The 26,964-nt window shown below is 70.1% G+C and carries 27 protein-coding genes and 1 tRNA gene; 13 read left to right on the forward strand and 15 right to left on the reverse strand.

The features are described from left to right. Nucleotides 1-56 precede the first annotated feature (56 nt). On the reverse strand, nucleotides 57-1,031 hold the full coding sequence (locus AC1DWR_RS08595; protein ID WP_477624258.1) for an EamA family transporter: 975 nt from the start codon (nucleotides 1,029-1,031) through the stop codon (nucleotides 57-59). An 87-nt stretch (nucleotides 1,032-1,118) separates the two neighbouring features. Here AC1DWR_RS08595 and AC1DWR_RS08600 point away from each other — a divergent pair, with 87 nt between their 5' ends. Beyond that, nucleotides 1,119-1,673: a CGNR zinc finger domain-containing protein gene (locus tag AC1DWR_RS08600; RefSeq protein ID WP_477624259.1), complete on the forward strand. Its 555-nt coding sequence runs from the start codon at nucleotides 1,119-1,121 to the stop codon at nucleotides 1,671-1,673. A 124-nt stretch (nucleotides 1,674-1,797) separates the two neighbouring features. After that, nucleotides 1,798-2,721, forward strand: coding sequence for a hypothetical protein (locus AC1DWR_RS08605; protein WP_477624260.1), 924 nt, complete (start codon nucleotides 1,798-1,800; stop codon nucleotides 2,719-2,721). Between the two features lie 117 nt (nucleotides 2,722-2,838). On the opposite strand, the gene AC1DWR_RS08610 is transcribed toward AC1DWR_RS08605, so the two are convergent. The 3 genes from AC1DWR_RS08610 to AC1DWR_RS08620 all read right to left on the reverse strand — a co-directional run bounded on the left by AC1DWR_RS08610 (nucleotide 2,839) and on the right by AC1DWR_RS08620 (nucleotide 6,290). Then, nucleotides 2,839-3,819 carry a ribose-phosphate diphosphokinase gene (locus tag AC1DWR_RS08610; protein WP_477624261.1) on the reverse strand — a complete coding sequence of 327 codons (981 nt, stop codon included), beginning with the start codon at nucleotides 3,817-3,819 and terminating at the stop codon, nucleotides 2,839-2,841. Then, nucleotides 3,816-5,297 carry a bifunctional UDP-N-acetylglucosamine diphosphorylase/glucosamine-1-phosphate N-acetyltransferase GlmU gene (glmU, locus tag AC1DWR_RS08615; protein WP_477624262.1) on the reverse strand — a complete coding sequence of 494 codons (1,482 nt, stop codon included), beginning with the start codon at nucleotides 5,295-5,297 and terminating at the stop codon, nucleotides 3,816-3,818. Before glmU ends, AC1DWR_RS08610 begins: the two co-directional genes overlap by 4 nt. 723 nt (nucleotides 5,298-6,020) lie before the next feature. Then, the gene (locus AC1DWR_RS08620) at nucleotides 6,021-6,290 is read right to left on the reverse strand and encodes a hypothetical protein (protein ID WP_477624263.1); all 270 of its coding nucleotides are present in this window, start codon (nucleotides 6,288-6,290) and stop codon (nucleotides 6,021-6,023) included. A gap of 13 nt (nucleotides 6,291-6,303) precedes the next feature. Between AC1DWR_RS08620 and AC1DWR_RS08625 the strand changes: the two genes are divergently transcribed. Continuing rightward, a complete protein-coding gene (locus tag AC1DWR_RS08625; RefSeq protein WP_477614667.1) occupies nucleotides 6,304-6,891 on the forward strand; it encodes a glycoside hydrolase family 12 protein in 588 nt (195 codons plus the stop codon). Nucleotides 6,892-6,978: 87 nt separating this feature from the next. Here AC1DWR_RS08625 and AC1DWR_RS08630 read toward each other — a convergent pair whose 3' ends face one another. After that, nucleotides 6,979-7,245, reverse strand: coding sequence for a PspC domain-containing protein (locus AC1DWR_RS08630; protein ID WP_477614666.1), 267 nt, complete (start codon nucleotides 7,243-7,245; stop codon nucleotides 6,979-6,981). A 292-nt stretch (nucleotides 7,246-7,537) separates the two neighbouring features. Between AC1DWR_RS08630 and AC1DWR_RS08635 the strand changes: the two genes are divergently transcribed. Together AC1DWR_RS08635 and AC1DWR_RS08640 are read left to right on the forward strand one after the other, a co-directional pair. Next, nucleotides 7,538-8,161 carry a hypothetical protein gene (locus AC1DWR_RS08635; protein WP_477614665.1) on the forward strand — a complete coding sequence of 208 codons (624 nt, stop codon included), beginning with the start codon at nucleotides 7,538-7,540 and terminating at the stop codon, nucleotides 8,159-8,161. 67 nt (nucleotides 8,162-8,228) lie between these two features. Further along, a complete protein-coding gene (locus tag AC1DWR_RS08640) occupies nucleotides 8,229-9,005 on the forward strand; it encodes a maleylpyruvate isomerase N-terminal domain-containing protein (RefSeq protein WP_477614664.1) in 777 nt (258 codons plus the stop codon). Nucleotides 9,006-9,009: 4 nt separating this feature from the next. Here the strand turns inward: AC1DWR_RS08640 and AC1DWR_RS08645 are convergent. Further along, a tRNA-Gln gene (locus AC1DWR_RS08645) sits at nucleotides 9,010-9,091 on the reverse strand. Between the two features lie 154 nt (nucleotides 9,092-9,245). Between AC1DWR_RS08645 and AC1DWR_RS08650 the strand changes: the two genes are divergently transcribed. Next, the gene (locus AC1DWR_RS08650; protein ID WP_477614663.1) at nucleotides 9,246-10,223 is read left to right on the forward strand and encodes an acyl-CoA desaturase; all 978 of its coding nucleotides are present in this window, start codon (nucleotides 9,246-9,248) and stop codon (nucleotides 10,221-10,223) included. Between the two features lie 9 nt (nucleotides 10,224-10,232). On the opposite strand, the gene AC1DWR_RS08655 is transcribed toward AC1DWR_RS08650, so the two are convergent. Beyond that, a complete protein-coding gene (locus AC1DWR_RS08655; protein ID WP_477614662.1) occupies nucleotides 10,233-11,009 on the reverse strand; it encodes an N-acetylmuramoyl-L-alanine amidase in 777 nt (258 codons plus the stop codon). Nucleotides 11,010-11,092: 83 nt separating this feature from the next. On the opposite strand from AC1DWR_RS08655, the gene AC1DWR_RS08660 reads away from it, so the two are divergent. After that, complete coding sequence (locus AC1DWR_RS08660; RefSeq protein WP_477615295.1) at nucleotides 11,093-11,692, forward strand: TetR/AcrR family transcriptional regulator; 600 nt, start codon at nucleotides 11,093-11,095, stop codon at nucleotides 11,690-11,692. 10 nt (nucleotides 11,693-11,702) lie between these two features. After that, nucleotides 11,703-12,356, forward strand: a complete 654-nt coding sequence (locus tag AC1DWR_RS08665; protein WP_477614661.1) for an O-methyltransferase — start codon at nucleotides 11,703-11,705, stop codon at nucleotides 12,354-12,356. A 35-nt stretch (nucleotides 12,357-12,391) separates the two neighbouring features. Here the strand turns inward: AC1DWR_RS08665 and AC1DWR_RS08670 are convergent, their stop codons facing one another. Next, nucleotides 12,392-12,730 carry a VOC family protein gene (locus tag AC1DWR_RS08670; RefSeq protein WP_477614660.1) on the reverse strand — a complete coding sequence of 113 codons (339 nt, stop codon included), beginning with the start codon at nucleotides 12,728-12,730 and terminating at the stop codon, nucleotides 12,392-12,394. Between the two features lie 68 nt (nucleotides 12,731-12,798). Beyond that, entirely contained in the window at nucleotides 12,799-13,620 is an 822-nt protein-coding gene (locus AC1DWR_RS08675; RefSeq protein WP_477614659.1) for a methyltransferase domain-containing protein, read from the reverse strand. 63 nt (nucleotides 13,621-13,683) lie between these two features. Here AC1DWR_RS08675 and AC1DWR_RS08680 point away from each other — a divergent pair, with 63 nt between their 5' ends. Next, complete coding sequence (locus AC1DWR_RS08680) at nucleotides 13,684-14,184, forward strand: MarR family winged helix-turn-helix transcriptional regulator (RefSeq protein WP_477614658.1); 501 nt, start codon at nucleotides 13,684-13,686, stop codon at nucleotides 14,182-14,184. A gap of 98 nt (nucleotides 14,185-14,282) precedes the next feature. Here AC1DWR_RS08680 and AC1DWR_RS08685 read toward each other — a convergent pair whose 3' ends face one another. Both AC1DWR_RS08685 and AC1DWR_RS08690 read right to left on the reverse strand, forming a co-directional pair. Continuing rightward, entirely contained in the window at nucleotides 14,283-16,097 is a 1,815-nt protein-coding gene (locus AC1DWR_RS08685; RefSeq protein WP_477614657.1) for an ABC-F family ATP-binding cassette domain-containing protein, read from the reverse strand. A 10-nt stretch (nucleotides 16,098-16,107) separates the two neighbouring features. Beyond that, nucleotides 16,108-17,043 (reverse strand): 4-(cytidine 5'-diphospho)-2-C-methyl-D-erythritol kinase, encoded by a 936-nt coding sequence (locus AC1DWR_RS08690; protein ID WP_477614656.1) that lies wholly within the window; start codon nucleotides 17,041-17,043, stop codon nucleotides 16,108-16,110. 110 nt (nucleotides 17,044-17,153) lie between these two features. Here AC1DWR_RS08690 and AC1DWR_RS08695 point away from each other — a divergent pair, with 110 nt between their 5' ends. Further along, the gene (locus AC1DWR_RS08695) at nucleotides 17,154-17,843 is read left to right on the forward strand and encodes a response regulator transcription factor (protein ID WP_477614655.1); all 690 of its coding nucleotides are present in this window, start codon (nucleotides 17,154-17,156) and stop codon (nucleotides 17,841-17,843) included. Then, nucleotides 17,840-20,335, forward strand: coding sequence for a DUF4153 domain-containing protein (locus AC1DWR_RS08700; RefSeq protein WP_477614654.1), 2,496 nt, complete (start codon nucleotides 17,840-17,842; stop codon nucleotides 20,333-20,335). The genes AC1DWR_RS08695 and AC1DWR_RS08700 overlap by 4 nt, the downstream gene beginning before the upstream one ends. 15 nt (nucleotides 20,336-20,350) lie before the next feature. On the opposite strand, the gene rsmA is transcribed toward AC1DWR_RS08700, so the two are convergent. The 4 genes from rsmA to metG all read right to left on the reverse strand — a co-directional run bounded on the left by rsmA (nucleotide 20,351) and on the right by metG (nucleotide 25,494). After that, nucleotides 20,351-21,220: a 16S rRNA (adenine(1518)-N(6)/adenine(1519)-N(6))-dimethyltransferase RsmA gene (gene rsmA / locus AC1DWR_RS08705; protein WP_477614653.1), complete on the reverse strand. Its 870-nt coding sequence runs from the start codon at nucleotides 21,218-21,220 to the stop codon at nucleotides 20,351-20,353. Between the two features lie 132 nt (nucleotides 21,221-21,352). Next, nucleotides 21,353-22,480, reverse strand: coding sequence for a ubiquitin-like domain-containing protein (locus tag AC1DWR_RS08710; protein WP_477614652.1), 1,128 nt, complete (start codon nucleotides 22,478-22,480; stop codon nucleotides 21,353-21,355). Between the two features lie 286 nt (nucleotides 22,481-22,766). Then, nucleotides 22,767-23,633, reverse strand: a complete 867-nt coding sequence (locus AC1DWR_RS08715; RefSeq protein ID WP_477614651.1) for a TatD family hydrolase — start codon at nucleotides 23,631-23,633, stop codon at nucleotides 22,767-22,769. Next, nucleotides 23,617-25,494 carry a methionine--tRNA ligase gene (gene metG / locus AC1DWR_RS08720; RefSeq protein ID WP_477614650.1) on the reverse strand — a complete coding sequence of 626 codons (1,878 nt, stop codon included), beginning with the start codon at nucleotides 25,492-25,494 and terminating at the stop codon, nucleotides 23,617-23,619. Before metG ends, AC1DWR_RS08715 begins: the two co-directional genes overlap by 17 nt. 47 nt (nucleotides 25,495-25,541) lie before the next feature. Between metG and AC1DWR_RS08725 the strand changes: the two genes are divergently transcribed. Further along, on the forward strand, nucleotides 25,542-26,291 hold the full coding sequence (locus AC1DWR_RS08725; protein WP_477614649.1) for a hypothetical protein: 750 nt from the start codon (nucleotides 25,542-25,544) through the stop codon (nucleotides 26,289-26,291). Nucleotides 26,292-26,347: 56 nt separating this feature from the next. After that, nucleotides 26,348-26,911 carry a hypothetical protein gene (locus AC1DWR_RS08730; protein ID WP_477614648.1) on the forward strand — a complete coding sequence of 188 codons (564 nt, stop codon included), beginning with the start codon at nucleotides 26,348-26,350 and terminating at the stop codon, nucleotides 26,909-26,911. The last annotated feature ends 53 nt before the right edge of the window (nucleotides 26,912-26,964 follow it).

Raw genomic sequence — 26,964 nt, forward strand, 5'->3', positions numbered from 1 at the left:
CGGCCCCCAGGTGGTGGCAGCCGTGCAGTGTCCCTCGCCGAGGCAACCCGCAGAGTCTAGGCGACGCCTGCCGGGAGTGGGAAATCCACCTCGTCGACCGCCGCGGTGGCCCTGGCTGCGCGGTCACGACGCAGCTCCCCGAGCCGGACCGCAACCACCCCGCCGACGATGCAGACGCCACCGGCCAGCTGCATCAGGCCCGGGAGCTCGTCGAGCAGAACCCACGCGAAGAGCACGGCGAAGAGCACCTCCGTCAGGCCCACGAAGGAGGCGACCGTCGAACCCAGCACCCGGGCCGCCGTCACCCCGAGCAGGTATGCCGCGGCGGCCGCGACGAGAGCCAGCTCACCGATGGCGACCCACCACGGGGCCTCCCGGCCCATCAGCTCGACCGGAGCCGAGGCGAAGGTGAGGGGGATGACGCCGACGGCACCCAGCACGCCGAGGGCGACCGCGCCGGCACCCATCCCCAGACCCGCGAGGGCCACTGGTGGCAGGCTGCTCTCCTCGGCAGCAAGGACGAAGAAGGTGGCCAGCCCGGTGGCGGCGACCAGCCCCCACGCGACCCCGACGAGGTCGGGCCGAGCCTGACCGGAGAGGTCGAGGACCAGCACGAGGCCGAGGATCGCGAGGACGACGCCCAACCCCGTCAGGGCGCTGGGCGCCCTCCGGGTGCGCAGCCAGACCCAGAGGACGACGAGCACCACCCCGAGGTACTCCAGCAGGAGCGCGACACCCACGTCGAGCCGCTGCACGGCGTAGAAGTAGGCCACCTGGCAGCCGGCCACGGCGACAGCCCCGTAGGCGAGGACCGCCGGCAGGTTCTCGCGGACGAGGGACCACCGCCCGCGCAGGGCGAGGAACGTGGGCACCGCCAGGACGAGCGTGGCTCCCGCGACGCGGAGCAGCACGATGGCCCCGGAGCTCCAGCCCTCGACCAGCAGGGACTTGGCGAACGGCCCGCTGCTGCCGAAGGTCGCGGCGGACGCGAGGGCGAGCCAGAGGCCGAAGCCCGTCGACGGTGTCCTCATGACCTCACTCCGTCCACATCCACCAACCGTAACCAGCAAACCGTCTTATACTCCTGACAGTAGTGATCGGAACCGACAGGAGTCAAGATGCTGTTTGCCCATGACACGGAGGTGGCGCTCCGGGCGGCAGCCGCCCTGGTCAACACGGCGCCGACGCTGCCCACCGACACCGAGGACCTCGCCACGGTCGCTCACCTGGACGAGTTCGTGCGCGACTGGGAGTGGACGGGTTCGCACTCGGGTGACCGCGCGGAGCTCGACGCAGTTCGTGAGCTGCGCCCGCGGCTGCGGCAGCTCTGGACCAGCGACACCGATGAGGCGGTCGCCCTGGTCAACGCGCTGCTGGCCGAGGCGGGGGCACTCCCCCAGCTGGTCCGACACGGCGAGTGGTCCTGGCACCTGCACGCCACGCCCCCGGAGGCGCCGCTGGCCACCCGCATGGCCGTGGAGGCCGCGATGGCGATGGTCGACGTGATCCGGGCGGACGAGCTGGCCAGGCTGAGGGTCTGCGCAGCCGAGGACTGCGAGGACGTGGTCGTCGACCTGTCCAAGAACCGCTCGAAGCGGTTCTGCGACGGAGGGTGCGGCAACCGGGCCAACGTCGCGGCATACCGAGCCCGCAAGGCCGGCGCCGAGGGCTGAGGAGGCACGCGGGCTGCTGGATGGACGCCCGGCGTAGGACATTGGGGCGATCCCCTTGCGGTTGTGTGTTCCTACGCTCGGTTCCCTCAGTTCCCTCCCACCCCTTCGGCAGCTTGGAGCAATCATGCACCGCAAGGTCACCGCCCTCGTGGGGGCGGCCGCACTGGCCGTGGCAGCAGCGGTGGTACCCGCGCTGCCGGCATCCGCAGACGCTCCGTCCGGAGCCATCTTCACGACGCTGCCCGATGGCAGCGAGGTGAACTTCAACATCTACTCGTCCAAGGACCTCGTCTACCTCGACGGCGGACCCGGCCCAGGGGCACCGCAGACTGCGGCGGGCCTCGACGACGGCACCTACGTCTTCCAGATCACCGACCCCTCGGGCAAGGTGCTGCTGTCGACCGACAAGGCCGTCTGTCGGCAGTTCACCGTCGCCGGCGGCATCATCACCGGCGTCGTCGCCGCCGGGGGTTGTGAGCACGTCACCGGCACGGACGTCGACCACGGCGCCACGACCGTGAAGATGATGCCCTACCTGGACACCCCCAACAACGGTGGCGAGTACAAGGCCTGGGCCACCAAGGTCGCGGACTTCAAGGCCGGTTGTGTCGCGCTCGGGGAGAGCGACGGACTCAACGTCGTCAACTGCGGCAGCACGGGCGGCAACAAGCACGGGTTCGTCGGTGCCAACAGCAAGACGGACAACTTCAAGGTCGGCGAAGAGGTGCCGCAGGAGATCGACACCAGGTTCTACGACAGCACCGGACGGGTCCTGGACGGGCTGGGGATCACCTGGACCGACACGCACGGGGCGTCCAACAAGAAGTGGTCGTACTACGCACCGAGCCTGTCCGTGAACCACGAGGCGCACGTCGAGAACGTCGAGCCGGGCACCCACACCATCACCATCGCCAACCAGGCGGGGTGCACCGTCAAGGGTGTGACCACTGGCGGCAAGTGGATCGCGAGCGGCCCCGCCTCGGTGGCGGTGCGCGTGGCGAACACGTCGAAGTCGTTCACCACCTTCATCGACGTGACCTGCGGCTAGGTCAGTCCCTCAGAGTGACGAACACCAGGTCGGGCGGCACCCTCGGGAGCCGCCCGACTGCTGTTGCCAGAGGTCAGGCGTGGCCGTCACTGCTCTCAGGCGTGGCCATCACTGCTCTCAGGCGTGGCCATCAAAGAGGCTCGTCACCGAGCCGTCCTCGAAGACCTCCTGGATCGCGCGGCTGATCAGCGGCGCGATCGAGAGCACCGTGAGCTTGTCGAACTCGTGCGCCTCGTCGATCGGCAGGGTGTTGGTGACGATCACCTCGACGGCGCTGCAGTTCTTGAGCCGGTCGATGGCCGGACCGGAGAGGATCGCGTGGGTCGCGGCGATGATGACCCCGGCGGCGCCGTCGGCCATCAGCGCGTCGGCCGCCTTGGTGATGGTGCCGGCAGTGTCGATCATGTCGTCGACGAGGACGCAGACCCGGCCCTTGACCTCACCGACGACGCGGTTGGCCACGGTTTCGTTGGGGCGGTTGATGTCTCGCGTCTTGTGGATGAAGGCCAGCGGGGCGCCGCCGAGCCGCTGTGACCACTGCTCGGCCACCTTGATCCGGCCGGCGTCCGGTGAGACGACCGCGAGCTTCTCGTGGCCGTACTTCTTGGCGACGTGGTCGGCCAGGATCGGCAGCGCCATGAGGTGGTCGACGGGACCGTCGAAGAAGCCCTGGATCTGGGCCGTGTGCAGGTCGACCGCCATCAGCCGGTTCGCGCCGGCCGTCTTGAACAGGTCGGCCATGAGCCGGGCCGAGATCGGCTCACGACCGCGGTGCTTCTTGTCCTGCCGGGCGTAGCCGTAGAACGGCAGCACGACCGTGATCCGCTTGGCGCTGGCCCGCTTGAGGGCGTCGATCATGATGAGCTGCTCCATGATCGCCTCGTTGATGGGCGTCGTGTGGCTCTGGATGACGAACGCGTCGGACCCGCGGACCGACTCCTCATAACGCACGTAGATCTCGCCGTTGGCGAAGTCGTAGGCGCTCGTCGGCACGAGGTTGGTGCCGAGCATGCTGGCGACCTCCTCGGCGAGCTCCGGGTTGGCCCGCCCGGAGAAGACCATCAGGTTCTTCTCGGTGGTCTTCGTGATGCCGGTCACGCGTTGGCCTGCCCTTCCGTGGAGTCTTCGGTATGCCGCGTGGTTGCAGCTTCTTCGGCCGCCTTGGCGGTCTGCGTGCCGGCGCGGGCCCGGGCGACCCAGCCGTCGATGTTGCGCTGCCGGCCGCGGGCCACGGCGATCTGGCCGGGCTCGACGTCCCCCGTGAGCGCGGACCCGGCCCCGACGTAGGCCCCGTCCGCGACGTTCACCGGCGCGATGAGGACGGTGTCGGACCCGATGAAGCTGTGTCGACCGATCGTGGTCTGGTGCTTCGCGACCCCGTCGTAGTTGGCGAAGATGGTGCCCGCCCCGATGTTGGCGCCCTCCCCGATGACGGCGTCACCGGCATACGTGAGGTGTGGGACCTTGGCGCCGTCGCCGATCTTGGCGTTCTTGGTCTCGACGAAACCGCCGATCTTGCCCTTCGCACCCAGCTCGGTGCCGGGGCGCAGGTAGGAGAACGGACCCACGGAGGCACCCTCGCCGATCACCGCGAGCAGCGCCTCGGTGCGCTTGACCTCGGCGTCCGGGCCGACCTCCGTGTCGGTCAGCGTCGTGTCGGGCCCGATGGTGGCGCGCTCGCCGATGGTCGTGGCGCCGAGCAGCTGGGTGCCGGGCAGGATGGTCGCGTCGCGACCGATGGTCACGTCGCTGTCGATCCACGTCGTGTCGGGGTCGACGATCGTCACGCCGTCGCGCATCCAGCGCTCGGCGGTGCGGCGGTTGAGCTCCTTGCCGAGGCGGGCGAGCTGCACCCGGTCGTTGACGCCCTCCGTCTGCCACAGGTCGCCGATGAGGTGGGCACTGACGCGTCCGCCTGCCTTGCGCGCGATGGCGAGGACGTCGGTGAGGTACTTCTCGCCCTGGGCGTTGTCGGTGCCGACCTGGCCGAGGGCGTCGACGAGCACTGCCGCGTCGAAGGCGTAGATCCCGGAGTTGATCTCGGTGATCGCCTGCTGGGCGTCGGTCGCGTCCTTCTGCTCGACGATGCCCTCGACGCCCCCGTCGGCGCCGCGCAGGATCCGGCCGTAGCCGGTGGGGTCCTCGAGGTGCGCGGTGATCACCGTGACCGCACTCCGCGTGCCCACGTGCTCGTCGACCAGGGACCGCAGGGTGTCGCCGGCGAGCAGCGGCACGTCTCCGTAGGTCACCAGGATGGTGCCGTCGAGGTCAGCGGGCAGTGCCTGGAGCGCGCACTCCGTGGCGCGGCCGGTGCCCTTCACCTCGTCCTGGTCCGCGATCACGGCGTGCGGGTCGAGCTCGGCCACGTGGGCGGCCACGAGATCGCGTTCGTGCCGGACCACGACGGCCAGGTGCTCCGGGGCGACCGCGCGCGCGGCGACGATCGCGTGCCCGACGAGGGTGCGTCCCCCGATCCTGTGCAGGACCTTCGGGGTGGCGGACTTCATCCGGGTGCCTTCACCGGCCGCCAGGACGATGACTGCGGCAAGACGGTGCGATCCGGTGGGGGTGCTCACGCGCGAGACTCCAGCGATCTGGTCGGGTGCGACGGGGACGCCGTCATGCTACCCGTCGGTTTGACCGGCTCCCGACGGCCTGCGCGGACCCTTGCGCGCGGGTCCAGGGCACGCATCGCTTCGAATGGTGGGCTGACCACGAGGAATGTCCTTCGAACGGCGCCCTCGGCCTCATCCAAATGGACTGCATCGGCCTCATGCAACTTGCGTATGCCGTGAGCGTCCGCCATGGTAGGGCACTTCGGCTGTCCGCGCCGCGCCATGCAGGGTCCGCACGGCGGTCAGCTATTCCCCCCGAAAACACAGAGACACCCCCCCTGGAGACCCTGTGAAAATCTTGACCCTGCCCATCTCCGCCCTCGTCGCGACCGCTTTAGCCGGCGGTGCCTCGGTATCTGCGCTGGCCCTCCCCATGACGGGAGCCAGCTGGGGCCGAACGGGCCACCACTCCTCCACGTCCCGAACCGCCCCGGCGACGACCATGCCGGCGACCCAGGTCTCGACGACCGCGGCCAGCCTGAACGGCCAGGTCGGAACCCGTATCCGCGCCAAGGGCGCCTACTTCCAGTGGGGCACGACCTCCGCCTACGGAGCCTCGACCGCGCTCAAGTCCCTCTCGCGGAGCAGCAGCACCACCGTCCCGGTCTCAGAGCGCCTCGCAGGCCTCCGGAGCGGCGCCACCTACCACTACCGCGTGGTCGTGCCGACGACCAAGGGGACCGTCTACGGCAACGACGTCAGCTTCCAGACCGCGTCGACGAGCACCACGACTCCGACCAGCAGCACCACGACGCCCACCAGTAGCACGACGAGCAGCACCACGAGCACGTCGAGCAGCACCAGCACGTCGAGCACCTCGAGCACGTCGAGCACCTCGAGCACCTCGAGCACGACGAGCACGCCGCCGACCACGACCAGCAGCAGCACCGCGACCTCGCCGGCCGCGTGCACGCCGGCGTGGACGTCGTCCGCCTCGTACGGGTCCTGGAACAACAACGGCTACCTCGTGAACAACAACATGTGGAGCGGTGATGCCGGACCCCAGAGCATCTCGGCCTGCGCGTGGAACCGGTGGTCCGTGACGTCCAACCAGCCGGGCACCGGCACCGACGACTCGGTCAAGACCTACCCGGACACCCAGCGCCACGTCAGCTACCCGCTGTCGTCGCTCACCTCGCTGCCGTCGACCTTCAACGTGACGACTCCCGCAGGGGGAGGCACGGTTCCGGCCAAGGGGAAGCAGTGGAACGCCGCCTACGACCTGTGGCTCGACAACTTCGGCACCGAGGTCATGGTCTGGAACAACTGGACCATGAACTGGCAGTACTGGTACGGGGTCAACCACGGCGTCCAAGCCACGATCGACGGCGTCGCCTACCACGCGTACACCAACGGGTCCGGCCTGTGGTTCATCCGCGACAACGTCACCAACCAGGGCAGTGTCGACCTGGCGCACATCCTGAAGTGGGCTGTTGCCCAGGGTTGGCTGAAGTCGTCGCAGGTGCTCGGCGAGGTCGAGTACGGCTTCGAGGTCTCGTACACCGGCGAGCCGACGACCTTCACCCTGAACGACTACACCCTGTCGCTGCCCTAGCAGGCGGTTGAACGCCAGCACCGGTCATGACCACGCTCTCGTCGTGGGCATGACCGGTGCTGGCGTTTTCGTGTCCGGTGCTGGGGTTCAGGAGGCCGGGGCGGCGGCGGGGCCGGGACCCTGGTACGCCGGGGCGACCGTCGTGGCCTCGGAGGGCATGAGGATCCACAGGATCGGGTAGATCAGGATCTGGCTGCCTGGAATCACCATGAGCAGCAGCACGAAGAGGATCCTGGCCGGCCACGGGGCGATACCAAAGCGTCGTCCGAGCCCAGCGACCACGCCGCCCAGGACGCGCTCGCCGCGCGGTCGGACCAGGCCCTGCTGGGCAAAGGTGGAGTGGATGTCGTTCATGGGTGGAGCACTTCCTTCGGTGTCGCGCCGGGCCTCTCCCGGACTCCTCCACTGTGCGCTCTTGCGACCTCGCCGCCCATCGGGTGCAGCCCTGACCCGACCCCGGTTTGCCCGTCACTGCCCTCGGGGTCGGCGAACGGCCGGGTCAGGGTCGGGGCACTCGCCGGGAGCTGGGCTGAGCGCGGGTTCCTAGGTGCGGCGAAGGGTCACCACAGGTTCAGCACAGGTGCGCCCCCGAGGCTCGCAGCATCTACTCGGCCACAGTGGCCGTGAGCGACCCCTAGGAGCCACCATGGCCAACAGCAGGATCATCACCGGCGCGTGCGCCCTCGTCGGGGCCCTCGGGCTGGTCGCCACGGGCGCCGCCCTGTCCAACGCCGCCTCACCGTCCTCTGCTCCATCGGCCGCCGTCGGGTACGCAGCCAACACCGAGGCACCCGACGGCTCGGCGAACCCCAACAACGACACCCCGGTCACCGGCACCGAGCTCGCCAACGTCAAGGCAGCCGTCAAGGCCAAGGACTCGGCCGTCACTGTGACGTCCGTGCGCAAGGACCCCGACGGCTCCTACGACGTCTTCGGCACCAAGGCCGGTGCCAACGTCATGCTCGAGGTCAGCAAGGACCTCAAGACCATCACCACCAACGCCGGTGGCGGACGCGGGGGTCATGGCCCCGGCGGCGGCCCCGGGGGCGGCAACCACACCCCTGTCACCGGCACCGAGCTCGCGAACGTCAAGGCGGCCGTGAAGGCCAAGGACTCGGCCGTCACCGTCACGTCCGTACGCAAGGACCCCGACGGCTCCTACGACGTCTTCGGTACCAAGGCCGGCGCCAACGTCAGGCTCGAGGTCAGCAAGGACCTCAAGACCATCACGGTCGACACCGACAACCACGGCGGTGGCCCGCGCGGCTGAGGTCTCAGGCTCCCGCGGGCGGGAAATTCGATGTCGGTCACCCACGGCACAGTGATAGACAGCGCGAGTGAAGAACATCGTGGAGTACCAAGACCTGCTGCGGCTGATCGACGAAAGGTCAGCCGCCTTCTGCGCCGCGGTCTCCTCCGCGCCGAGCCTCGACGCGCAGGTGCCGAGCTGCCCCGAGTGGACGCTCTTCGACCTGGTCGAGCACCTGGGCGAGGGGCGTCGCTCGTGGGCAGCCACTGTCGCCGCCGGACCCGACGCAGCCGGAAAGTCCGCGGGAGACGGCGCGCCGGCGCCTCGTGACCGCGAGGCGCTGCTCGTCTGGATGGCCGAGTCGACGCAGCAGCTGGTGGACGCCCTGCACGATGCCGGCCCGGATCGAGGTGTCTGGATGTGGTGGGGCGATTCGCAGTCACCGCCGACCAGCGGTGCCGTCGCCCGGCACCAGGTGCAGCAGATGGCGGTGCACACCTACGACGCCCAGCTCACCGCGGACGCCGCAGAGCCACTCCCGGAGGAGGCGGCGCTCGACGGGGTCGAGGAGTTCCTGTTCACCTGCTGCGCCACGACGAGCGCCTGGCCGCACCAGCCGGCTGTCGTCGACTACCACGCCACCGAGGGCCGCTCCTGGCGCGTCTGGCTCTCCGCCGACGGCGCACGGGCGGCCCGCCTGCCCGACTCCGGCAGCGACGACCCGGACACGGTGGATGCCTCCGCCCGGGGCACAGCCAGCGAGCTGGTCCTCTTCTTCTACGGCCGCATCCCGCCGGAGTCCCTCGAGCTCGGCGGTGACCCACGGGTCTTCGACCAGCTCTTCGCCTGGGACCCCGGCGCCTAGGACCTGGCTCCCCGGGTAGGAATCGAACCTACGTCGCTTGTCCTGATTCAAAGTCAGGCGGGCCCTGCCAGCAGACCAACCGGGGAACGCCCCCTGCGGGGACCCGCCAAGGGTAGCCAAGCACGCGGCATACCTGGGCATCGCCGCCGACACCGATGACAACCTACGGTTCCGTAGGTTACGGTTTCGTACGTTGATGATGCCTCCGTGGCGACGAACCGAAGGAAGGTTCCCCCTGCGATGACGCCCCCCAACTCAGCCGCGCAGACCGCGCCCGCTCCCGCGCAGACGGCGCCGACCACCCAGGACCAGACGCCGTCCGTGGCACCCGAACGGAAGGCCCGAGGCGAACAGGTCGCGCTGGCGCTGTTCATCGGCATCCCGTTCCTGGCGCTGCTCGCGGCGGTGCCCGTCGCCTGGGGCTGGGGCCTCGGCTGGCACGACATCGTGATCGCCGTCGTCATGTATGCCGTTGCGGGGCACGGGATCACCGTCGGCTTCCACCGTTACTTCACGCACGGCTCGTTCAAGGCCAGTCGGGGGCTGAAGGTGGCACTCGCGATCGCCGGCTCCCTAGCCATCCAGGGACCGGTGGTGCGGTGGGTTGCCGACCACCGCCGCCACCATGCCTTCTCCGACCGCGATGGCGACCCGCACAGCCCGTGGCGCTACGGCGAGACGATCCCGGCACTGGCCAAGGGGCTGTGGTGGGCGCACACGGGCTGGCTCTTCGACGTCGAGCAGACGCCGCGAAGCAAGTACGCACCCGACCTGATGGCCGACACGGACCTGCAGAAGGTCGACCGGGCGTTCCCGCTGATCGTCGCCGGCTCGATGCTCCTGCCTGCCGTCGTCGGCGGGCTGTGGTCGATGAGCTGGCAGGGGGCGCTGACCGCCTTCTTCTGGGCGTCCCTGGTGCGAGTCTCCCTGCTGCACCACGTCACCTGGTCGATCAACTCGATCTGCCACACCATCGGCGAGCGGCCGTTCAAGAGCCGCGACAAGTCCGGCAACGTCTGGTGGCTGGCGGTCCTGTCGATGGGCGAGTCGTGGCACAACCTGCACCACGCCGACCCGACCTGCGCCCGTCACGGGGTCGAGAAGGGTCAGGTCGACTCGACGGCGCGGGTCATCTGGGCGCTCGAGAAGCTCGGCTGGGCCACCGACGTCAGGTGGCCGGTGGCCAAGCGCATCGACGCCCGCCGCCTCGCCGCCTGAGGTCTCGCGTCAGGGGGCAGTGGTGAGCAGCCGGCGGAATGCCACGACCTCCGCCTCCTGCCAGTCGGTGTGGTCGTTGCGCCAGCCCTCGCGGTCGCGAAAACCCTTGGTGTCGTTGGCCATCGCGTGCCCGATGACGTCGCTGTCCGCGATCGGGAACCGCCTCTGCAGGTCCTCGACGAGCGCCACGCCCGCGGCCACCTGCGCCCTGCGGCGGAGCACCTGCTGAACCGCCCAGCGGGGGTCGTGACCGCTGGAGGACTGGACGAACTCGATGCCGATGGCGAGGTGGTTCAGCCCCACCGTGTGCCGGCACATCACGGTCGGCGGCACGAGCTCGTGGATGGTCCCGTCCTGGTCGATGACGTAGTGGGCGCAGGTTCCCGGGCGCTCACCCCGGTTGGGCAGGTCCGCCTCGAAGAGCGAGCGAGCGGAGGCGTAGGTGTCGCTCTCCGTGTAGTGCAGGACGATCACGCTCGGATCCAGCCGCCAGGTGCGCGTTCCATAGTGGCGTTCCGCGTATGCCGCGGTCTCGGCCCTGCGCTCGGCACCGAAGGTCAGGTGGTCCGTCACGATCCGTGGCGCAGTGGGGACGTCGAGACCCGGCACGGCCGTGGTCACCGACGGGACCGGCGGTGAGGGAGAAGCGACCGGCGGTGGGGCGGACTCGGCAGGCCCCAGGGGCCCTTGGTCGAGAGCCACACCGAGGAGGAGCAAGGCGGCCACGGCGGCAGCCGACATCGCCAACCGCCGCGCTCCACCGGCATACCGGGCGTTGCCCTTCACGACCACCACGCTACGCAGGCGGCATGATGGACCGTGTGACCGACGCCCACGACAAGACCACCGCCTCCGGCTCCCGCTCCCGCATGACGGGCAAGCAGCGCCGCGAGCAGCTCATCCAGGTCGGTCGGAAACTGTTCGCGGACAAGGGTTTCGAAGGCACGACAGTTGAGGAGATCGCCGCGAAGGCCAGCGTGTCCAAGCCGGTGGTGTACGAACACTTCGGCGGCAAGGAGGGGCTCTATGCCGTCGTCGTCGACCGAGAGATCGCCGCACTGCTCGGGGGCATCACTGGCGCGCTGAGCGCCGAGCTCAACAGTCGCGAGACGCTCGAGCGGGCTGCGGGCGCCCTGCTGGACTACATCGAGAGCAACACCGACGGCTTCCGGATCCTGGTGCGGGACAGTCCTGCCGGTCAGTCGACCGGATCGTTCGCCAGCCTCATCTCCGACGTCGCGAGCCAGGTCGAGCACATCCTCGCGGCCGAGTTCAAGCGTCGCAAGCTCGATCCCAAGACGGCTCCGCTCTATGCGCAGATGCTCGTCGGCATGGTCGCCCTCACCGGCCAGTGGTGGCTCGACTCTCGCAAGATGAAGAAGGCCGACGTGGCGGCCCACCTGGTCAACCTCGCCTGGAACGGCCTCGCCGGACTCGAGAAGAAACCGGGGCTGCTCACCGCGGACTAGCCTGACGGGCATGCGCTCGTTCCTGGTCACCGACGCCGTTCGCGACTACGCCTCCGCGCACAGCTCGTGGCGGCCCGACCCGGTGGTGCGCCGGCTGCAGGAACGCACGCGCGCCCTCGGCGGGCCTGCCAGCATGCAGATCGGTGACGACCAGGGGCAGCTGCTCACCATGCTGGCCCGCCTCGTCGGAGCGCGGTCGGCCGTCGAGGTCGGGACCTTCACGGGGTACTCGAGCCTCTGCATCGCCCGCGGGCTGGCTGACGGAGGCACCCTGGTCTGCTGCGACATCAGCGAGGAGTGGACGGCGATCGGCAGGCAGTCCTGGCAGGAGGCCGGGGTGGCCGACCGCATCGACCTGCGGATCGCACCGGCGCTCGACACCCTGCGGGCACTGCCTGCAGACGCCACCATCGACCTGGTCTTCATCGACGCCGACAAGGGCGGTTACGTGGACTACTGGAACGAGCTGGTGCCCCGGGTCCGGCCGGGCGGCCTGCTGCTGGCTGACAACGTGCTCTGGAGCGGTGAGATCGCAGACGACAGCGCCGCCGGCGACAACCTCGACGCCCTCCGGGCCTTCAACGACCTGGTTGCCGCCGACGACCGGGTCGAGACGGTCGTGCTCACGGCCTTCGACGGACTCACCATCGCCCGCAAGCTCTGACACGTCGCCGATGCCCGCGGGGGCGGGGGTCGGCGTCAGGACTCGACGCAGAACTCGTTGCCCTCGGGATCAGCCATGACGACGAGCTCGCCGTCGCCGCCGATGACGGAGGCGCCCAGGGCCACCAGTCGTTCGACCTCGGCACCGACCGACCCCACGGCGCGCAGGTCGAAGTGCTGCCGGTTCTTCGCGGTCTTGCCTTCAGGGACGCGCTGGAACCACAGGGTGGGACCGCCCCACCCCGCGGGCTCGACCCACGCCCGGTCGTCGGTGCTGTCCTCGTCGACGTTGGAGCCGAGCGCGGCCGCCCAGAAACCGGCGACGAGCAGGGCGCTGGAGCAGTCGAAGGTCACGGATTTCACGAAGGAGGTCATACCCCGACCGTAGAACGTCTCGCGCTCCAGGGGCAGCAAGGAGCTCTGGCCCCGACCCTTTACCCGGTTCAGACCTCCGGTCCGCCACCGTCCCGGCGATGGGCCACGGCGAAGATGCGGCGGAACGGAAAGATCACGCCTATCGGCGTCCGCGGGTATGCCGCGCGCAGCCTCGCGTCGTAGTCCGCCAGGAACGCCTCGCGCCGGGTCTCGTCCGTCAGTGCGTCGAGCACGGGTCGCAGCCCGGTCCCGCGCACCCACTCCAGGACCGGGTTCGCCTGTCGCGCCTCGGGATCGAGGACATGCTGGTAGGTCGTCTCCCACCCGTCGACCTCGAGTCCGACACTCCCGAGCAGCTCGACGTAGGCGGACGGCTGCTCGACGGCCAGCCGATCGAGAGCGGGTCGGAGGAGGTCGGCGTCCGGGTGGTCGCGGGCGACGTCGCGCATCAGCGCGTGCGAGGGGGCGTCGAGGTTGCCCGGCACCTGCATCGCCAGCCATCCCCCGGGAGCGAGGGCAGCCGCCCAACGGGTCAGGAGGTCGAGGTGGCCCGGCACCCACTGCAGCGTGGCGTTGGTGACGATGACGTCCGGGGCCGCCCCCAGGGTCATCGGATCCCATTGCGCCACATCGGATTCCACCCACTCGATGCGATCGGTCACATCCAGGGACCGTGCCACCGCAAGCATCTGGGGGGAGTGGTCGACGCCCACGATGCGGGCGTCGGGCCAGCGCTCGGCGAGTGAGAGGGTCAGCGGACCGTTGCCGCAGCCGAGGTCGACGACCAGACGAGGATGCCTCGCACCGACGCGCGCCAGCAGGTCGCCGAACGGACGCGACCGGTGGTCGGAGAACTTGGCGTACTGCTGGGGATCCCACGTGGTGCTCATGACGGCGACCTCTCAACGGTTGTCTTGACATCAAGATACTTGACGGAAGGTAGAGTTGTCACCATGTCGACTCCCCCGCCCGACGACGTCGACCGGATCGTCGAGGCGTGGCGTCGTGAGCGCCCGGACCTCGACGTGGCGCCGCTGCAGATCCTGTCCCGCGTCTCCCGGCTGGCCCGACGGCTCGACCTGGACCGCGTCCAGGCCTTTGCCCGGCACCAGCTCGAGGGGTGGGAGTTCGACGTGCTCTCGGCCCTGCGGCGCGCTGGTTCGCCCTACCAGCTCTCGCCCGGCCAGCTGATCCGCCAGACACTCGTCACCAGCGGCACGATGACCAACCGCGTCGACCGGCTCGAGCGCCGCGGGCTGGTCGGTCGCACGCCCGACCCCCACGACCGCCGCGGCGTCATCGTGCGCCTCACGCCGACGGGGCAGCGCACCGTCGACGACGCCATGGCCGACCTGCTCGACCGCGAGCGCGACCTGCTCGCAGAGCTGTCGAGCAGTGACCGCGACGAGCTGGCCGCCATGCTGCGACGCCTGCTGTCCCCTTTCGAGGCCTGAGCCGACTCGGTCGAGAGTGCACGACACGCTGACGACCGGGCTGCCCGTTCAGCGTGTCGCGCACTCTCGACGCGGCCACCCCCAGGACGAACGCGAGCTCAGCCGACGATCTCGGCTGCGGCCAGCCACTCCAGCTCGAGCCCCTCACGCTCGTCGACGATCTCGCGCAGCTGGCCGTTCAGGGTGAGCACCTTGGCGTGGTCCGTCGCCGACTCGGCCATCTCGGCGTGGATCCGGTCCTCGCGCTGCGCCAGCCGGGCGAGCTGTTTCTCGATTCGCGCCATGTCCTTGCGGGCGTCGCGCAGCTCGGCTGGGCTGTTCGTGACAACCGGGGCAGGTGCCGCAGGTGTCTGCGCCGAGCTGGGTGGGGTGGGCAGCGTCGGCGCGGGGGCGGCTCGTCGCAGCTCGAGGTACTGCTCGACGCCACCGGGCAGCTCACGGAGCTTGCCGTCGCCCATCAGGGCGAGCTGCTTGTCGCACGCCCGCTCCAGCAGGTAGCGGTCGTGCGACACCACGAGCAACGTGCCCGCCCAGCCGTCGAGGACGTCCTCCAGGGAGGTCAGCGTCTCGATGTCCAGGTCGTTCGTCGGTTCGTCCAGCAGCAGGACGTTCGGCTCGTCCATCAACAGCCTGGTGAGCTGGAGCCGGCGGCGCTCGCCACCGGACAGGTCCGAGACGCGAGTCTGCTGGCGACCGCCGGTGAAGCCGAGCCGTTGCGCGAGCTGCGACGCGCTGATCTCCTTGCGTCCGAGACGGATGTACTTGCGGACGTCCTCGATCGCCTCGATGACGCGCCAGTCGGCATACCGCTCCAGCTCACGCACCTCCTGGGTGAGGTAGGCGAGCTTGACGGTCACGCCCTCCTTCCGCTTGCCCGAGGAGAGCGGGACCTGACCGGCGATGGCGCGCAGCAGGGTCGACTTGCCGGCGCCGTTGACGCCGACGATGCCGACGCGCTCGCCCGGAGCGAGGTGCCAGGTGACCCGGTCGAGCAGCAGCCGCTCACCGAGGGTCACCGACGCGTCGACGAGGTCGACGACGTCCTTGCCCAGCCGGGTCGTGGCGAACCGCATCAGCTCGACGTCGTCGCGCGCGGGTGGTTCGTCGGCGATGAGGGAGTTGGCCGCGTCGATGCGGAACTTCGGTTTGGTGGTCCGCGCCGGCGGACCGCGTCGCAACCAGGCGAGCTCCTTGCGGAGCAGGTTGTCGCGCCGCTCGGCGGTGACCGCCGCCATCCGCTCGCGCTCGGCCTTCGCGAGGACGTAGGCCGCGTAGCCACCGTCGAAGGCGTTGACCTTGCCGTCGACGACCTCCCACGTGGTCGTGGCGATCTCGTCGAGGAACCACCGGTCGTGCGTGATGGCGACGACGGCGTTGTCCGGGCGGGCACGGTGGCGCACCAGGTGTTCGGCGAGCCAGGCCACGCCCTCGACGTCCAGGTGGTTGGTCGGCTCGTCGAGGAACAGCACCGTGGGGTCCTGCACCAGCAGCGCAGCCAGTGCGAGGCGCCGACGCTCCCCACCGGACAGGGGCCCCACGAGCGCGTCGAAACCACCGACGGCCTCCGCACCGATCCCGCCGAGGAGCCCCGTGAGGACGTCGCGGATGCGAGGGTCGCCGGCCCACACGTGCTCGGCCAGGTCGCCGAGGACCGCTTCGTGCACGGTGTGAGCGGGGTCGAGGACGTCGTCCTGGGCGAGGACGCCGACCCGCGACACCCCCGCGTGGGTCACCCGACCCGAGTCGACCTGGAGGTGGCCGGCGAGGACCCGCAGCAGCGTGGTCTTGCCGCCACCGTTGCGTCCGACGACACCGATCCGGTCACCACCGAGCACGCCGAGGGAGACCTCGTCGAGCACGTGGGCGGTGCCGAGGGCGAGGGTGGCGCGCTCGACGCTGATGAGGTTGGCCATCTGCTGCCGCTCAGCCCGGCCGTGGGGCGCTGATGACGTGGGCTCCGTGCGCCGGACCGGTCGCGCGGCGGACGTCCTGCACCGCGCCCGACGCCGTCAGGGAGACCGCGAGGTCGAGGGCGGCCTCGTTGGACTCGGCGATGAAGGCGACCGTCGGGCCCGATCCGGACACGACGCCGCCCAGCGCACCGAACTCCAGCCCGGCGTCGAGGACGTCCCCCAGGGCCGGTCTCAGCGAAATCGCTGCTGCCTGAAGGTCGTTCGACAGGGCGGCACCCAGGGCGCGCGCATCGCCCGAGCGCAACGCCGTCATCATCTCGGCGCTCGGCGAGGGGTCGGGCACGGTGCGGTCACCCCTCAGACGGTCGCACTCGGCATACACGGCCGGGGTCGACAGGCCGTCCTCGCTGAGGGCGAAGACCCAGTGGTAGCTGCCCCGGGCCAGCACCGGCGCCAGCCGTTCGCCGCGCCCCGACCCCATGGCGGTGCCCCCACCGAGCAGGAAGGGCACGTCGCTGCCCAGCCCCGCCGCGATCTCCTCGAGCTCGGGACGGGTCAGGCCGGTGCCCCACAGCAGGTCGCACGCGACCAGCGTGGCCGCGGCATCAGCCGAGCCGCCGGCCATGCCACCCGCCACGGGGATGTCCTTGCGGATGGTGATGTGCACGGGTTCGTCGATGCCGCTCACCTCGGCCAGCCGCTGCGCGGCGCGGGCGGCGAGGTTGGTGCCGTCGACGGGCACGCCGAAGGACTGCGGCCCCGACACCGCCAGCCCCCACTGGGGGGCGCTCATCACGGTCACCTCGTCGAAGAGGTTGACCGCGTGGAAGATCGTGGACAACGGGTGGTACCCGTCCTCGCGGGGGGGCCCGACGAGCAGCTCGAGGTTGACCTTCGCCGGGACGCGCACCGTCACCGAGGACGGCGGCAGGGCGGCTGAGGTCATGGCCGCCACCCTAACGGGGTGAACGGGTTCGGCGCGGACCAGCACATCTGCACAGAACCTTCACACCATCTACCCCTCCCCCACCGGGACACTCTCCTAGTCTCGAGAACGTGAGCACCAAGCCCCGCGTCCTCGTCGTCGAGGACGAACCCACCATCGCCGACGCGATTGCCGCGCGCCTGGCCGCCGAGGGCTTCGACGTCGAGCAGGTGCACGACGGCCTCGTCGCCCTCGACCGCGCCGCAGCCTGGGACCCGGAGGTCGTGGTGCTCGACGTGATGCTCCCCGGCCTCGACGGCCACGAGGTATGCCGGCGGCTCCAGGCCGCGCGACCGGTGCCTGTCCTGATGCTCACCGCGCGCGACGACGAGACCGACCTGCTGGTCGGCCTCGGGATCGGGGCCGACGACTACATGACCAAGCCGTTCTCGATGCGTGAGCTGGTGGCCCGGATCAGGGCACTGCTGCGGCGGGTGGAGCGGGCCGCGGCGACGAGGCAGTCCCCTGCACCGACGGTGCAGGTCAACGGTTTACGCATCGACGGCGCCCAGCGGCGGGTGTGGTCCCGGGAGGACGAGGTGCACCTCACGCCGACCGAGTTCGACCTGCTGGCGTGCCTCGCCGCGCGACCCGGCACGGTCCTGACCCGAGAGGCGCTGCTGGCCGAGGTCTGGGGTTGGGCGGACGCATCGGGCACCCGCACGGTCGACAGCCACGTGAAGTCGTTGCGCCGCAAGCTCGGGGCCGACCTCCTGCGCACCGTCCACGGAGTCGGCTACGCCCTGGAGGTGGGCGCGTGAGGTACGACCTTCGCCCCCTCGACGCGGTCCGCTCCATCAAGGTGAAGCTGGGCCTGCTCGTGGCGGTCACGATCACCGTGGCGTCGGTGCTCGCCGTCGTCGGCACCCGCGCGGGGCTCTCGCCGTGGGCCACCGTGCCGGTCGCGGTCCTGGCAGCGCTCGGCATCACCCAGCTCCTGGCACGGGGGATGACCTCGCCGCTGCGTGAGATGACACACGCGGCCCAGCAGATGGCGCAAGGCGACTACTCCCAGCGCGTGCGCGCCACGTCCGGCGACGAGGTGGGCGAGCTGGCCCGCGCCTTCAACAGGATGTCGGCGACCCTCGAGCTGGTCGACCGGCACCGGCGTGACCTCGTCGCCAACGTCTCGCACGAGCTGCGCACCCCGATCTCCGCGCTGCAGGCAGTGTTGGAGAATCTCGTCGACGGCGTCTCGCAGCCCGGCCCGGACGAGCTGCGCCTCGCGCTCGCCCAGACCGAGCGCCTCGGCCGCCTCGTGAGCGACCTGCTCGACCTGTCGCGCGTGGAGGAGGGCGTGACGCCGTTGCGGTTCAAGGACGTGCGGCTCGCCGACCTGCTCGAGGAGGCCGTGGCCCAGGCCCGGGTCGACGGGTTGCGCTACACGGTGGTGGTGCGACCGGAGTCCCTCACGGTCCCGGCCGACCCCGACCGCGTGCACCAGCTGCTCGCCAACCTGCTCGACAACGCGTCCCGCCACAGTCCGGCTGGTGGCCTGGTCCGGGTGAGCGCCGAGCTCGCCGACGGCGACGTCCTGGTCGCCGTCGCTGACGACGGGCCCGGGATCGCGGCCTCGGACCGGCGCGCGGTGTTCGAGCGGTTCACGACCAGTGCCGCACACAACAGCGGCACCGGTCTCGGCCTCGCCATCTCCCGCTGGGTCGCCCAGCTGCACGGCGGGACCATCGCCGTCGCCGACAGTGACCACGGCTGCCGCATCGAGGTGACCCTGCCCGCGGACGTGACCCGTCCGATCACGACGAAGGAGCCCATCATGAGCACCCTGACCCCACCGGCCCCCGCGCCGCTGCCTCCCGCCGCACCACCGCACGAGGGGCTCGGGTCCTACTGGCCGGACGCACCACGGCGAGGCCCCGGCATCGTGGCCTGCGCCGTGGCTGCCGGTGTCCTCGCGGCCGTCGTGGTGCCCAACCGCAACCTCGGGGTCGGCACCACCCTCGTCTTCGGTGCCGTCGCCGCCACCGCGCTGGGGGCCCGCGCCCTGCGCCCCGGGTCTCGTCGGTGGAACCGGCTGGACAGCGTCGACGCGGCCCTGGTGGCCCTGCTCCTCGCGACCCTCTTCGTCAGGGACGCCGCGTGGATCACCATCCTCTGCCTCCTGGCAGGCCTGGCGCTCGTGGCCGTGAACTCGACGCGCGCTTCCTCGATCCTGGGTCTGCTGGGCACGGCGGCATCCGTTCCCCTGGCCTCCATCCGCGGCCTTCCGTGGCTCGGCCGCACGCTGAAGCCCCGCACCAGCGTCCAGGCCTGGATTCCCGCGGCCCGCGCGACGATCGTCTCGGTGGTTCTGCTCCTCGTCTTCGGCGCCCTGTTCGCCTCCGCTGACGCGTTGTTCGCATCCTGGGTCGACGCCATCACGCCCGACATCACCTGGCACGACCTCCCCGCCCGGATCGTCCTCGCGGTGTTCATCGCGGCCGGCACCCTCGCCGCGGCATACGTGAGTCTTGCTCCCCCAGCCGTCGACCGGCTGCGGCTGCCCCTGCGACCCAGCCGGCGGCAGTTCGAGTGGATGGCACCCGTGATGGCCGTCAACGCCGTCTTCGCGCTCTTCCTGGTCGCGCAGGCGACCGCCATGTTCGGCGGCCACGACTACCTCCAGCGCACCACCGGACTGACCTACGCCGACTACGTCCACGAAGGCTTCGGCCAGCTGACGGTGGCCACGATCCTCACCCTCACGGTCGTCGGCTGGGCCGCGCGCAAGGCCACCCTTGGGCGCGCCCGCGACCTGGCGCTGGGCGCCTTGTGCCTCATGACGATCGTCGTGGTCGTGTCGGCGCTCTACCGGATGCACCTCTACGAAGAGGCCTACGGCTTCACCCGGCTCCGGCTGCTCGTCTCGGTCTTCGAGGGCTGGCTCGGCGTCGTGGTCGTGCTCGTGATGGCCTCAGGCCTGGTCCGGGCGCGTGGCTGGCTGGTCCCGCTGGCGGTGCGGTTCGGAGCGGTTGGTCTGCTCGGGCTCGCGGTCCTCAACCCCGACCTCTACATCGCGGAGCACAACCTCTCCCGCACCAACGCGACGGCCCCGATCGACTACGCCTACCTCGCCGAGCTCTCGGCCGATGCCGCGCCCGCGCTGGTCGACCTGCGGAACCCCTCGGTCAGCTGCGACCCGGGAAGCGGACTGAAGACGGACGACTGGTTGTCGTGGAACATCTCACGGTCACGTGCCCGCGGACTGTTGGCCGCGCACCCCGGCGCTGGCATAGCGCGCTGCCTCGTGGGCTGAGCTCGCGGCGGGGAGCTAGGAGAGGACCGGGAGGGCTGAGCGGGCGGCCGCGATCGCCGCGAACTCGTCGATCCCGAGCTGCTCTCCCCTGGTCCGAGGCTCGATGCCGGCCGCACGCAGGCACTCCTCGGCACGGGGGGCCGAACCGGCCCACCCGGCCAACGCGGCACGCAGCGTCTTGCGTCGTTGGGCGAAAGCCGCGTCGATGCACGTGAAGGTGTCGCGCCTGCTGGCGGTGGTGGACGGGGCAGGCCGGCGCTCGAGGGCCACGAGGCCCGAGTCGACGTTCGGCACCGGCCAGAAGACGCTGCGGGGCACGGTTCCCGCGAGCCGGACCGCGGCATACCAGGAGGCTTTGACGCTCGGGACGCCGTAGGCCTTGGAGCCGGGGCTGGCGGCGAGGCGCTCGGCCACCTCGAGCTGCACCATGACGAGCACCCGTTCAAGGGTGGGGAAGGCCTCGAGGAAGTTGAGGACGACGGGCACGGAGACGTTGTAGGGCAGGTTCGCGACGAGCGCCGTGGGTTGGGGGTCGGGCAGCTCGCGCACCTGCATCGCGTCCGCCTGCACGAGCGTCAGCCGGTCCGCGTATGCCGGTGCGAGCCGGCTCACGGTGCCCGGCAGCGCCTGGGCGAGGTTCGGGTCCACCTCGACCGCCGTGACGTGCCCGACCTCGGGGAGCAGCGCGAGGGTGAGCGACCCGAGGCCGGGGCCGACCTCCACCACGGAGTCGGCGGCGCTCACCCCGGCCAGCCGCACGATCCGCTTGACGGTGTTGGCGTCGATGACGAAGTTCTGGCCCCACTGCTTGGTCGGGCGCAGCCCCAGCTCGGCCGCGATCTCCCGGATCTGGGCGGCTCCGAGGAACCCGCTCTGCTCGACCATGGCGCCGACTCTAGGGGACTCTCCCCCGCCCCACCTTTATCGGGTCATGGGACAAAGGTCCGCCTCACCCGACAAACGTTTTCGGGTGAGGCGGACCGTTCCGGGGTGAAGCCGGGAGTAATGACGTCCAGGTCAGGCGGCGTGCGCGCAACCCCACGGGCCGAGACCGGCCTTGGCGTAGTAGCGGTTGGCCACGGTGATCTGCTCCGCACGCGAGGCCAGGTCGGCACGCGGGGCGAAGTCGTCTCCACCGTTGGCCAGCCACGAGGAGGTCGCGAACTGCAGGCCGCCGTAGTAGCCGTTGCCGGTGTTGATCGACCAGTTGCCACCGGACTCACACTGGGCGATCCGGTCCCACATGGCGGCGTTGGACAGGTTGATGCCCGCGCCGGACGTGTTGCCTGCGCTGGGAGCAGGGGTGCTCGCCCGCGCCTTGGTGCCCACGGCGACCAGCGCCGCGACGGGTGCCTGCGTGACCGTCGTGGCGACGGCCTTCTTGCTCTCGACCTTGCCGTCGACCTTGACGATCTTGTAGGTGACGACCTTGGCGCCCGCGGAGCCGGCCTTGAGCGTCTTGGTCTGACCCTTGTAGAGCGTGGAGTCGCTCTTCCTGGTGACCGGTGCCGCGATGGCTTCGGTCGCCTTGACCTGCGTCGCGCTGACGCGCAGGACGGCGATCTTCAGACCGGCGGTGACGGCCGTGGTGGGGGCCGGGCTCACCCGGTCGTCGGCGTCCTTGGTGATGTGGAGCTCGGAGAGCACGTCGGCGACGGTGGCGCCGGTGCTCGTGACCGAGCGGTTCTTGCCGTCAGCGCGGACGACGACGTCCTTGGGCGTGGTCACGGACAGGGCCAGGCCCTGACGGCCGAGCGACATCGAGCGAGAGGCCGACAGCTTGGCCGAGTCGGCACGGATGCCGAGCTCCTGCAGCGCGGCAGCCACGGTGGTGGCGGTGGTCCAGTAGTCCTGCGTGCGACCGTCGATGGTGACGGTCAGCTTGCGGCCGTACCGGACGACGATCTTCTGGCCGTCGGCGAGCTGGGTGCCGGGCGCCGGGACGACCACGTCGTGCTCACGAATCGCGATGTCCTGCTTCTTGAGGACGTCGCCGACGGTGCTGCCGAAGGCGTGCACCGTCGAGGCCTTGCCGTCGACCGAGAGGGTGACGGACTTGTCAAAGTGCGAGACGCCGACGGCGCCAGCGATGAGGCTGGTCACGACCGCGGCTTGGGCGATGCGACGAACGGGACGGGTGATCACGATGCTCCAGAGTTCGTACTCCCCGGGCATCGGTGTGGCGGCGCGTCCTGTGCCCGGAGGTGCAAGGGGCAAAGAATGAGGGGCCGCTCCGAGCCGCCGTCGTGGCGGTTGAACAACCCCTGATCGCGTCGCCGGAGTGTCCGACCCCGGCCAACAGTCATCAACCATGACCGCCTTTTCGGCAAAGGTCAAATTTTGATAACGGTACGTTCAGCACTTGGCCAAGTCACAAGCGTGGCATTCGCCCGGCCTGATACCGGCGATCCCCGCCCCCGAACTGGAGGGCTCACCAGGGGCCGTAGACCGCCTCGGACGTGTCGCTGACGGCTTGGCAGAGGGTGGGCACGGCGACGCCGAGGACCCCCGCCATGGCCCGGATCGTGTGGGGCACGAGGTAGGGGGCGTTGGTCGCGCCGCGCCAGGGCGCCGGCGTGAGGTAGGGGGCGTCGGTCTCGACCAGGACCCTGTCGAGCGGGGTCACCGAGAGTGCATCGCGCAGGCCCTTGGCGTTCTTGAACGTCACCGTGCCCGCGAACGAGAGGTAGTAGCCACGCTCCGCGCAGGTCCTGGCCATCGCCATGTCGCCGGAGAAGCAGTGCATCACCGTTGTGGCCGGCGCGCCCTCCTCCTCGAGGATGCGCAGGACGTCGTCGTGGGCGTCGCGGTCGTGGATCTGCAGGGCCTTGCCCGTGCGCTTGGCCAGGTCGATGTGCCAGCGGAACGAATCCTGTTGCACCCCAACACCTTCAGGGCCTGTGCGGTAGTAGTCGAGACCTGTCTCGCCGATGACCCGCACCCTTGGGTGCGCAGCGAGCTCCTCGATCTCCGCGTATGCCGCCTGGAGACTTCCAGCCTCGGCCAGCCTGGGCACCTCGTTGGGGTGGAGGGCAACACCACCCAGCATGGCCGGGTGGCGGTCGACCATCTCGACGGTGAACCGGGCACCAGGCAGGTCACACCCGATCTGGACCAGCCGGTCGACACCCACGGCCGCGGCGTCGGCGATGACCGCGGCGACGTCAGGAGCCTCCTCTCCATCCCGCGCGATGTCGAGGTGCGTGTGGTTGTCGACGACCGGGATCGGGAGCGGGTCCGGGGCGTCGGGCACCCTGGTGGGGCCGCTGCGCTGACCCGGGTCAGGCGTCGCCGTCACCGTTGCCCCCGGAGCCCTCAGCGGGGTCCTGCGGGTCGGCCTCCGGAGCCTCCGGAGCGTCGTCACGGAGTCGCTCGAGCTCCTCGTCCACCACCGCTTCGTCGAGCTTGGTGAAGATGGGTGTGGGCTTGACCACAGTGGCCCCGACCTGCACCGGAACCGACTCCCACCGCGGCGTCCGGGTGTACTCGCCAGTCACCACCGGGTAGCTCCGGTCGGCATCCTCGGGGTCGAGCCCGGAGACGTCCTGCAGCACCGGCATGGGCATGAAGGTGCCCTCGCCGCCGAAGGTCGCGTGCACCGCGTTGGACGACGACGGGAGGAACGGCGCGAGGATGCGGTTGAGGTCGGCCACGCACTGCGTCAGCGTGTGCAGCACGGTCGCCAGGCGCTCGCGCTCGTCCTCGCCCTTGAGCTTGAACGGTGCGGTGTCGGTGACGTACTTGTTCACCTCGCCGACGGTGCGCATCGCCTCGGCCACCGCCGCCTTGATCCGCTGCCTGGCCAACAGGTCCCCGACGACCCCGAACGCCGCGAGCACCTTGGCCCGCACCGCCTCGTCGACCGGCTCCAGCACGCCGGGCTGCGGGATCTCGCCGAAGCTCTTGGCGACCATGGAGGCCGTGCGGTTGACGAGGTTGCCCCACCCCGCGACGAGCTCGGAGTTGTTGCGCTGCACGAACTCGGCCCAGGTGAAGTTGGCGTCCTGGTTCTCCGGGCCCGCCGCACAGATGTAGTAGCGGATCGCGTCGGGGCCATAGCGGTCGAGGACGTCGCGGATGTAGATGACGTAGCCGCGCGAGGTCGAGAACTGCTTGCCCTCCATCGTGAGGTACTCGCTCGACACGACCTCGGTCGGCAGGTTGAGCACCCCGAACTCACCGGGCTCGCCCCCGCGAGCCCCGCGACCGGCATACCCGAGGAGCTCGGCCGGCCAGATCTGGGAGTGGAAGGTGATGTTGTCCTTGCCCATGAAGTAGTACGACAGCGCCTCGCTGTCGTTCCACCACTCGCGCCACCGCTCGGGGTCGCCCTGGCGGCGGGCCCACTCGATGGACGCGGACAGGTAGCCGACGACGGCGTCGAACCAGACGTACAGCTTCTTGGCCGGGTTGTCGCGCCAACCGTCGAGCGGCACGGGGATGCCCCAGTCGATGTCGCGGGTCATCGCGCGGGGGCGGATGTCGTCGAGGATGTTGAGGCTGAACTTGATGACGTTGGGCCGCCACGTGCCGCTCGCCTCACGGCCCTCGAGCCACTCGCGCAGCGCGTCGGCCAGCGCCGGCAGGTCGAGGAAGAAGTGCTGGGTCTCGATGAACTCGGGCGTCTCACCGTTGATCTTGGACTTCGGGTCGATCAGGTCCGTGGGCTCGAGCTGGTTGCCGCAGTTGTCGCACTGGTCGCCGCGGGCCTCGGGGTAGGAGCAGATCGGGCAGGTGCCCTCGATATAGCGGTCCGGCAGCGTGCGACCGGTGGAGGGGCTGATCGCGCCGCTCGTGGTCTGCTCGACCATGTAGCCGTTCTTCCAGACCTGGGTGAACAGCTCCTGCGCGACGGAGTAGTGGTTCGCAGTGGTGGTGCGTGTGTAGAGGTCGTAGGAGCAGCCGAGGTCGGCCAGCTCGGCGGCGATGATGGCGTGATTGCGGTCGACGAGCTCGCGCGCGCTCACGCCCTGCTGGTCGGCGAGGACGAGGATCGGGGTGCCGTGCTCGTCCGAACCGCTGACCATGAGCACGTCGTGGCCCGCCATCCGCATGTAGCGGCTGAACACGTCGGAGGGCACGGCGAACCCGGCCACGTGGCCGAGGTGCCGGGGGCCGTTGGCATACGGCCAGGCGACTGCAGACAGGACTTTGCTCACGTGCGAATCCTAGGGGTGGGTGCCAAACGGGTTTCCCTCCGTTCGGTATGCCGCCCGCTCACCACGGCGCGCGCCGGTATGCCGCCGGCGTGACCCCCACCCTCCAGCTGAGGTCGCTGGCCGCTCTGACCATCTGTCCCGCAGAGGCCCTCATCACGCACCACACGGCAGCTCGGCTCTGGGGTGGGATCGCGCCCGACTCGTCCGACATCCACGTGACCGTCCCGCGTGTTCACCGCCCCAAGGTGGCGGGCATTCGTCCGCACCGTGTCGTCGCCATGCCGTCGAAGGCGACCCGACGCGGCCTTCCCGTCACGTCCGCCGAGAGGACGTTCCTGGACCTGGGCCGGTCGTGCAGCCTGGTCGATCTCGTGGTGCTCGGCGACTCGCTGGTCAGAGCGGGCGCCACCACACTCGACGCGCTGGTTGCAGCGGCCGCGAAGTGGGGCAGCTCCCACCAGTCGTTGGTATGCCGCGCGGCCTCCTTGGTCCGTGAGCGCGTCGACTCTCCGATGGAGAGCCGACTGCGGATGCTCTTGGTCCTGGCCGGCCTACCCGAGCCGGTCGTCAACTTCGAGGTGGTGAACTCCGATGGCCGGGTGAAGTACCGCATCGACCTGTCTTTCCCTGAGCACAAGGTCGGCATCGAGTTCGACGGGCGCCACCACATCGAACGCGTCGAGCAGTGGGAGGGCGACCTGGTGCGCCGCGAGGACCTCGAGGCCGACGACTGGAAGTTCGTGGGCACTCGCCCGAAAGTCGGGGGCCACCCCGGCCGGTGTAGTGGCTTTCCCTGATGTGGGCGACGGGCGCGCTGAGGACCGTGAAGGGATCAGCCAACCCGGGAGGAAACATGCACGTTCGCTTCAAGGTCATCGCCACCCTGGCCGCCACCGCCGTCCCATTCGTCGTCGCCGCACCTGCGCAGGCCGCGCTCTACAGTCACGACCGCTTCGCCTTCACCTTCGCCGAGACCTTCGACGAGTGCGGCATCACCATCGACCACACGGCTTCAGGTCACGCGGGCTTCTCCATCCGGACGATCAAGGGCACCGACGAGGCCTACCTCGGCTGGCAGAACCTGTCCGCCGTGGACACGTTCACCAACTCGGCCAACGGTCGCTTCTTCACGATCAGCGACCGCAGCACGTTCCGCGAAACCCGGGGCACGCACGTCGAGGGCAACATCTGGGCCTTCGACTCCAAGCTCTCGGGCGCCTCGTTCACGGTGCGCGACGACTCGGGTCAGGTCGTCGCCCGCGACTCCGGCACCCTGCGCATGGTCACGATGTACGACCTGCTCGGCGACGCACAGCCCGGTGGTGAACAGGTCGGCGACCCGGTCATCACGGCGATGAACGGCCGGTTCACCGAGGTCGACTTCTGCGCCGACCTGGTCGGCCCCCTCCTGGGCTGAGCGACGTCGGCTGAGCGACGTGGGCTGGGCGCCACCGCTGGGACGCACGATGC

This window comes from Pedococcus sp. P2_E2, assembly GCF_056403955.1.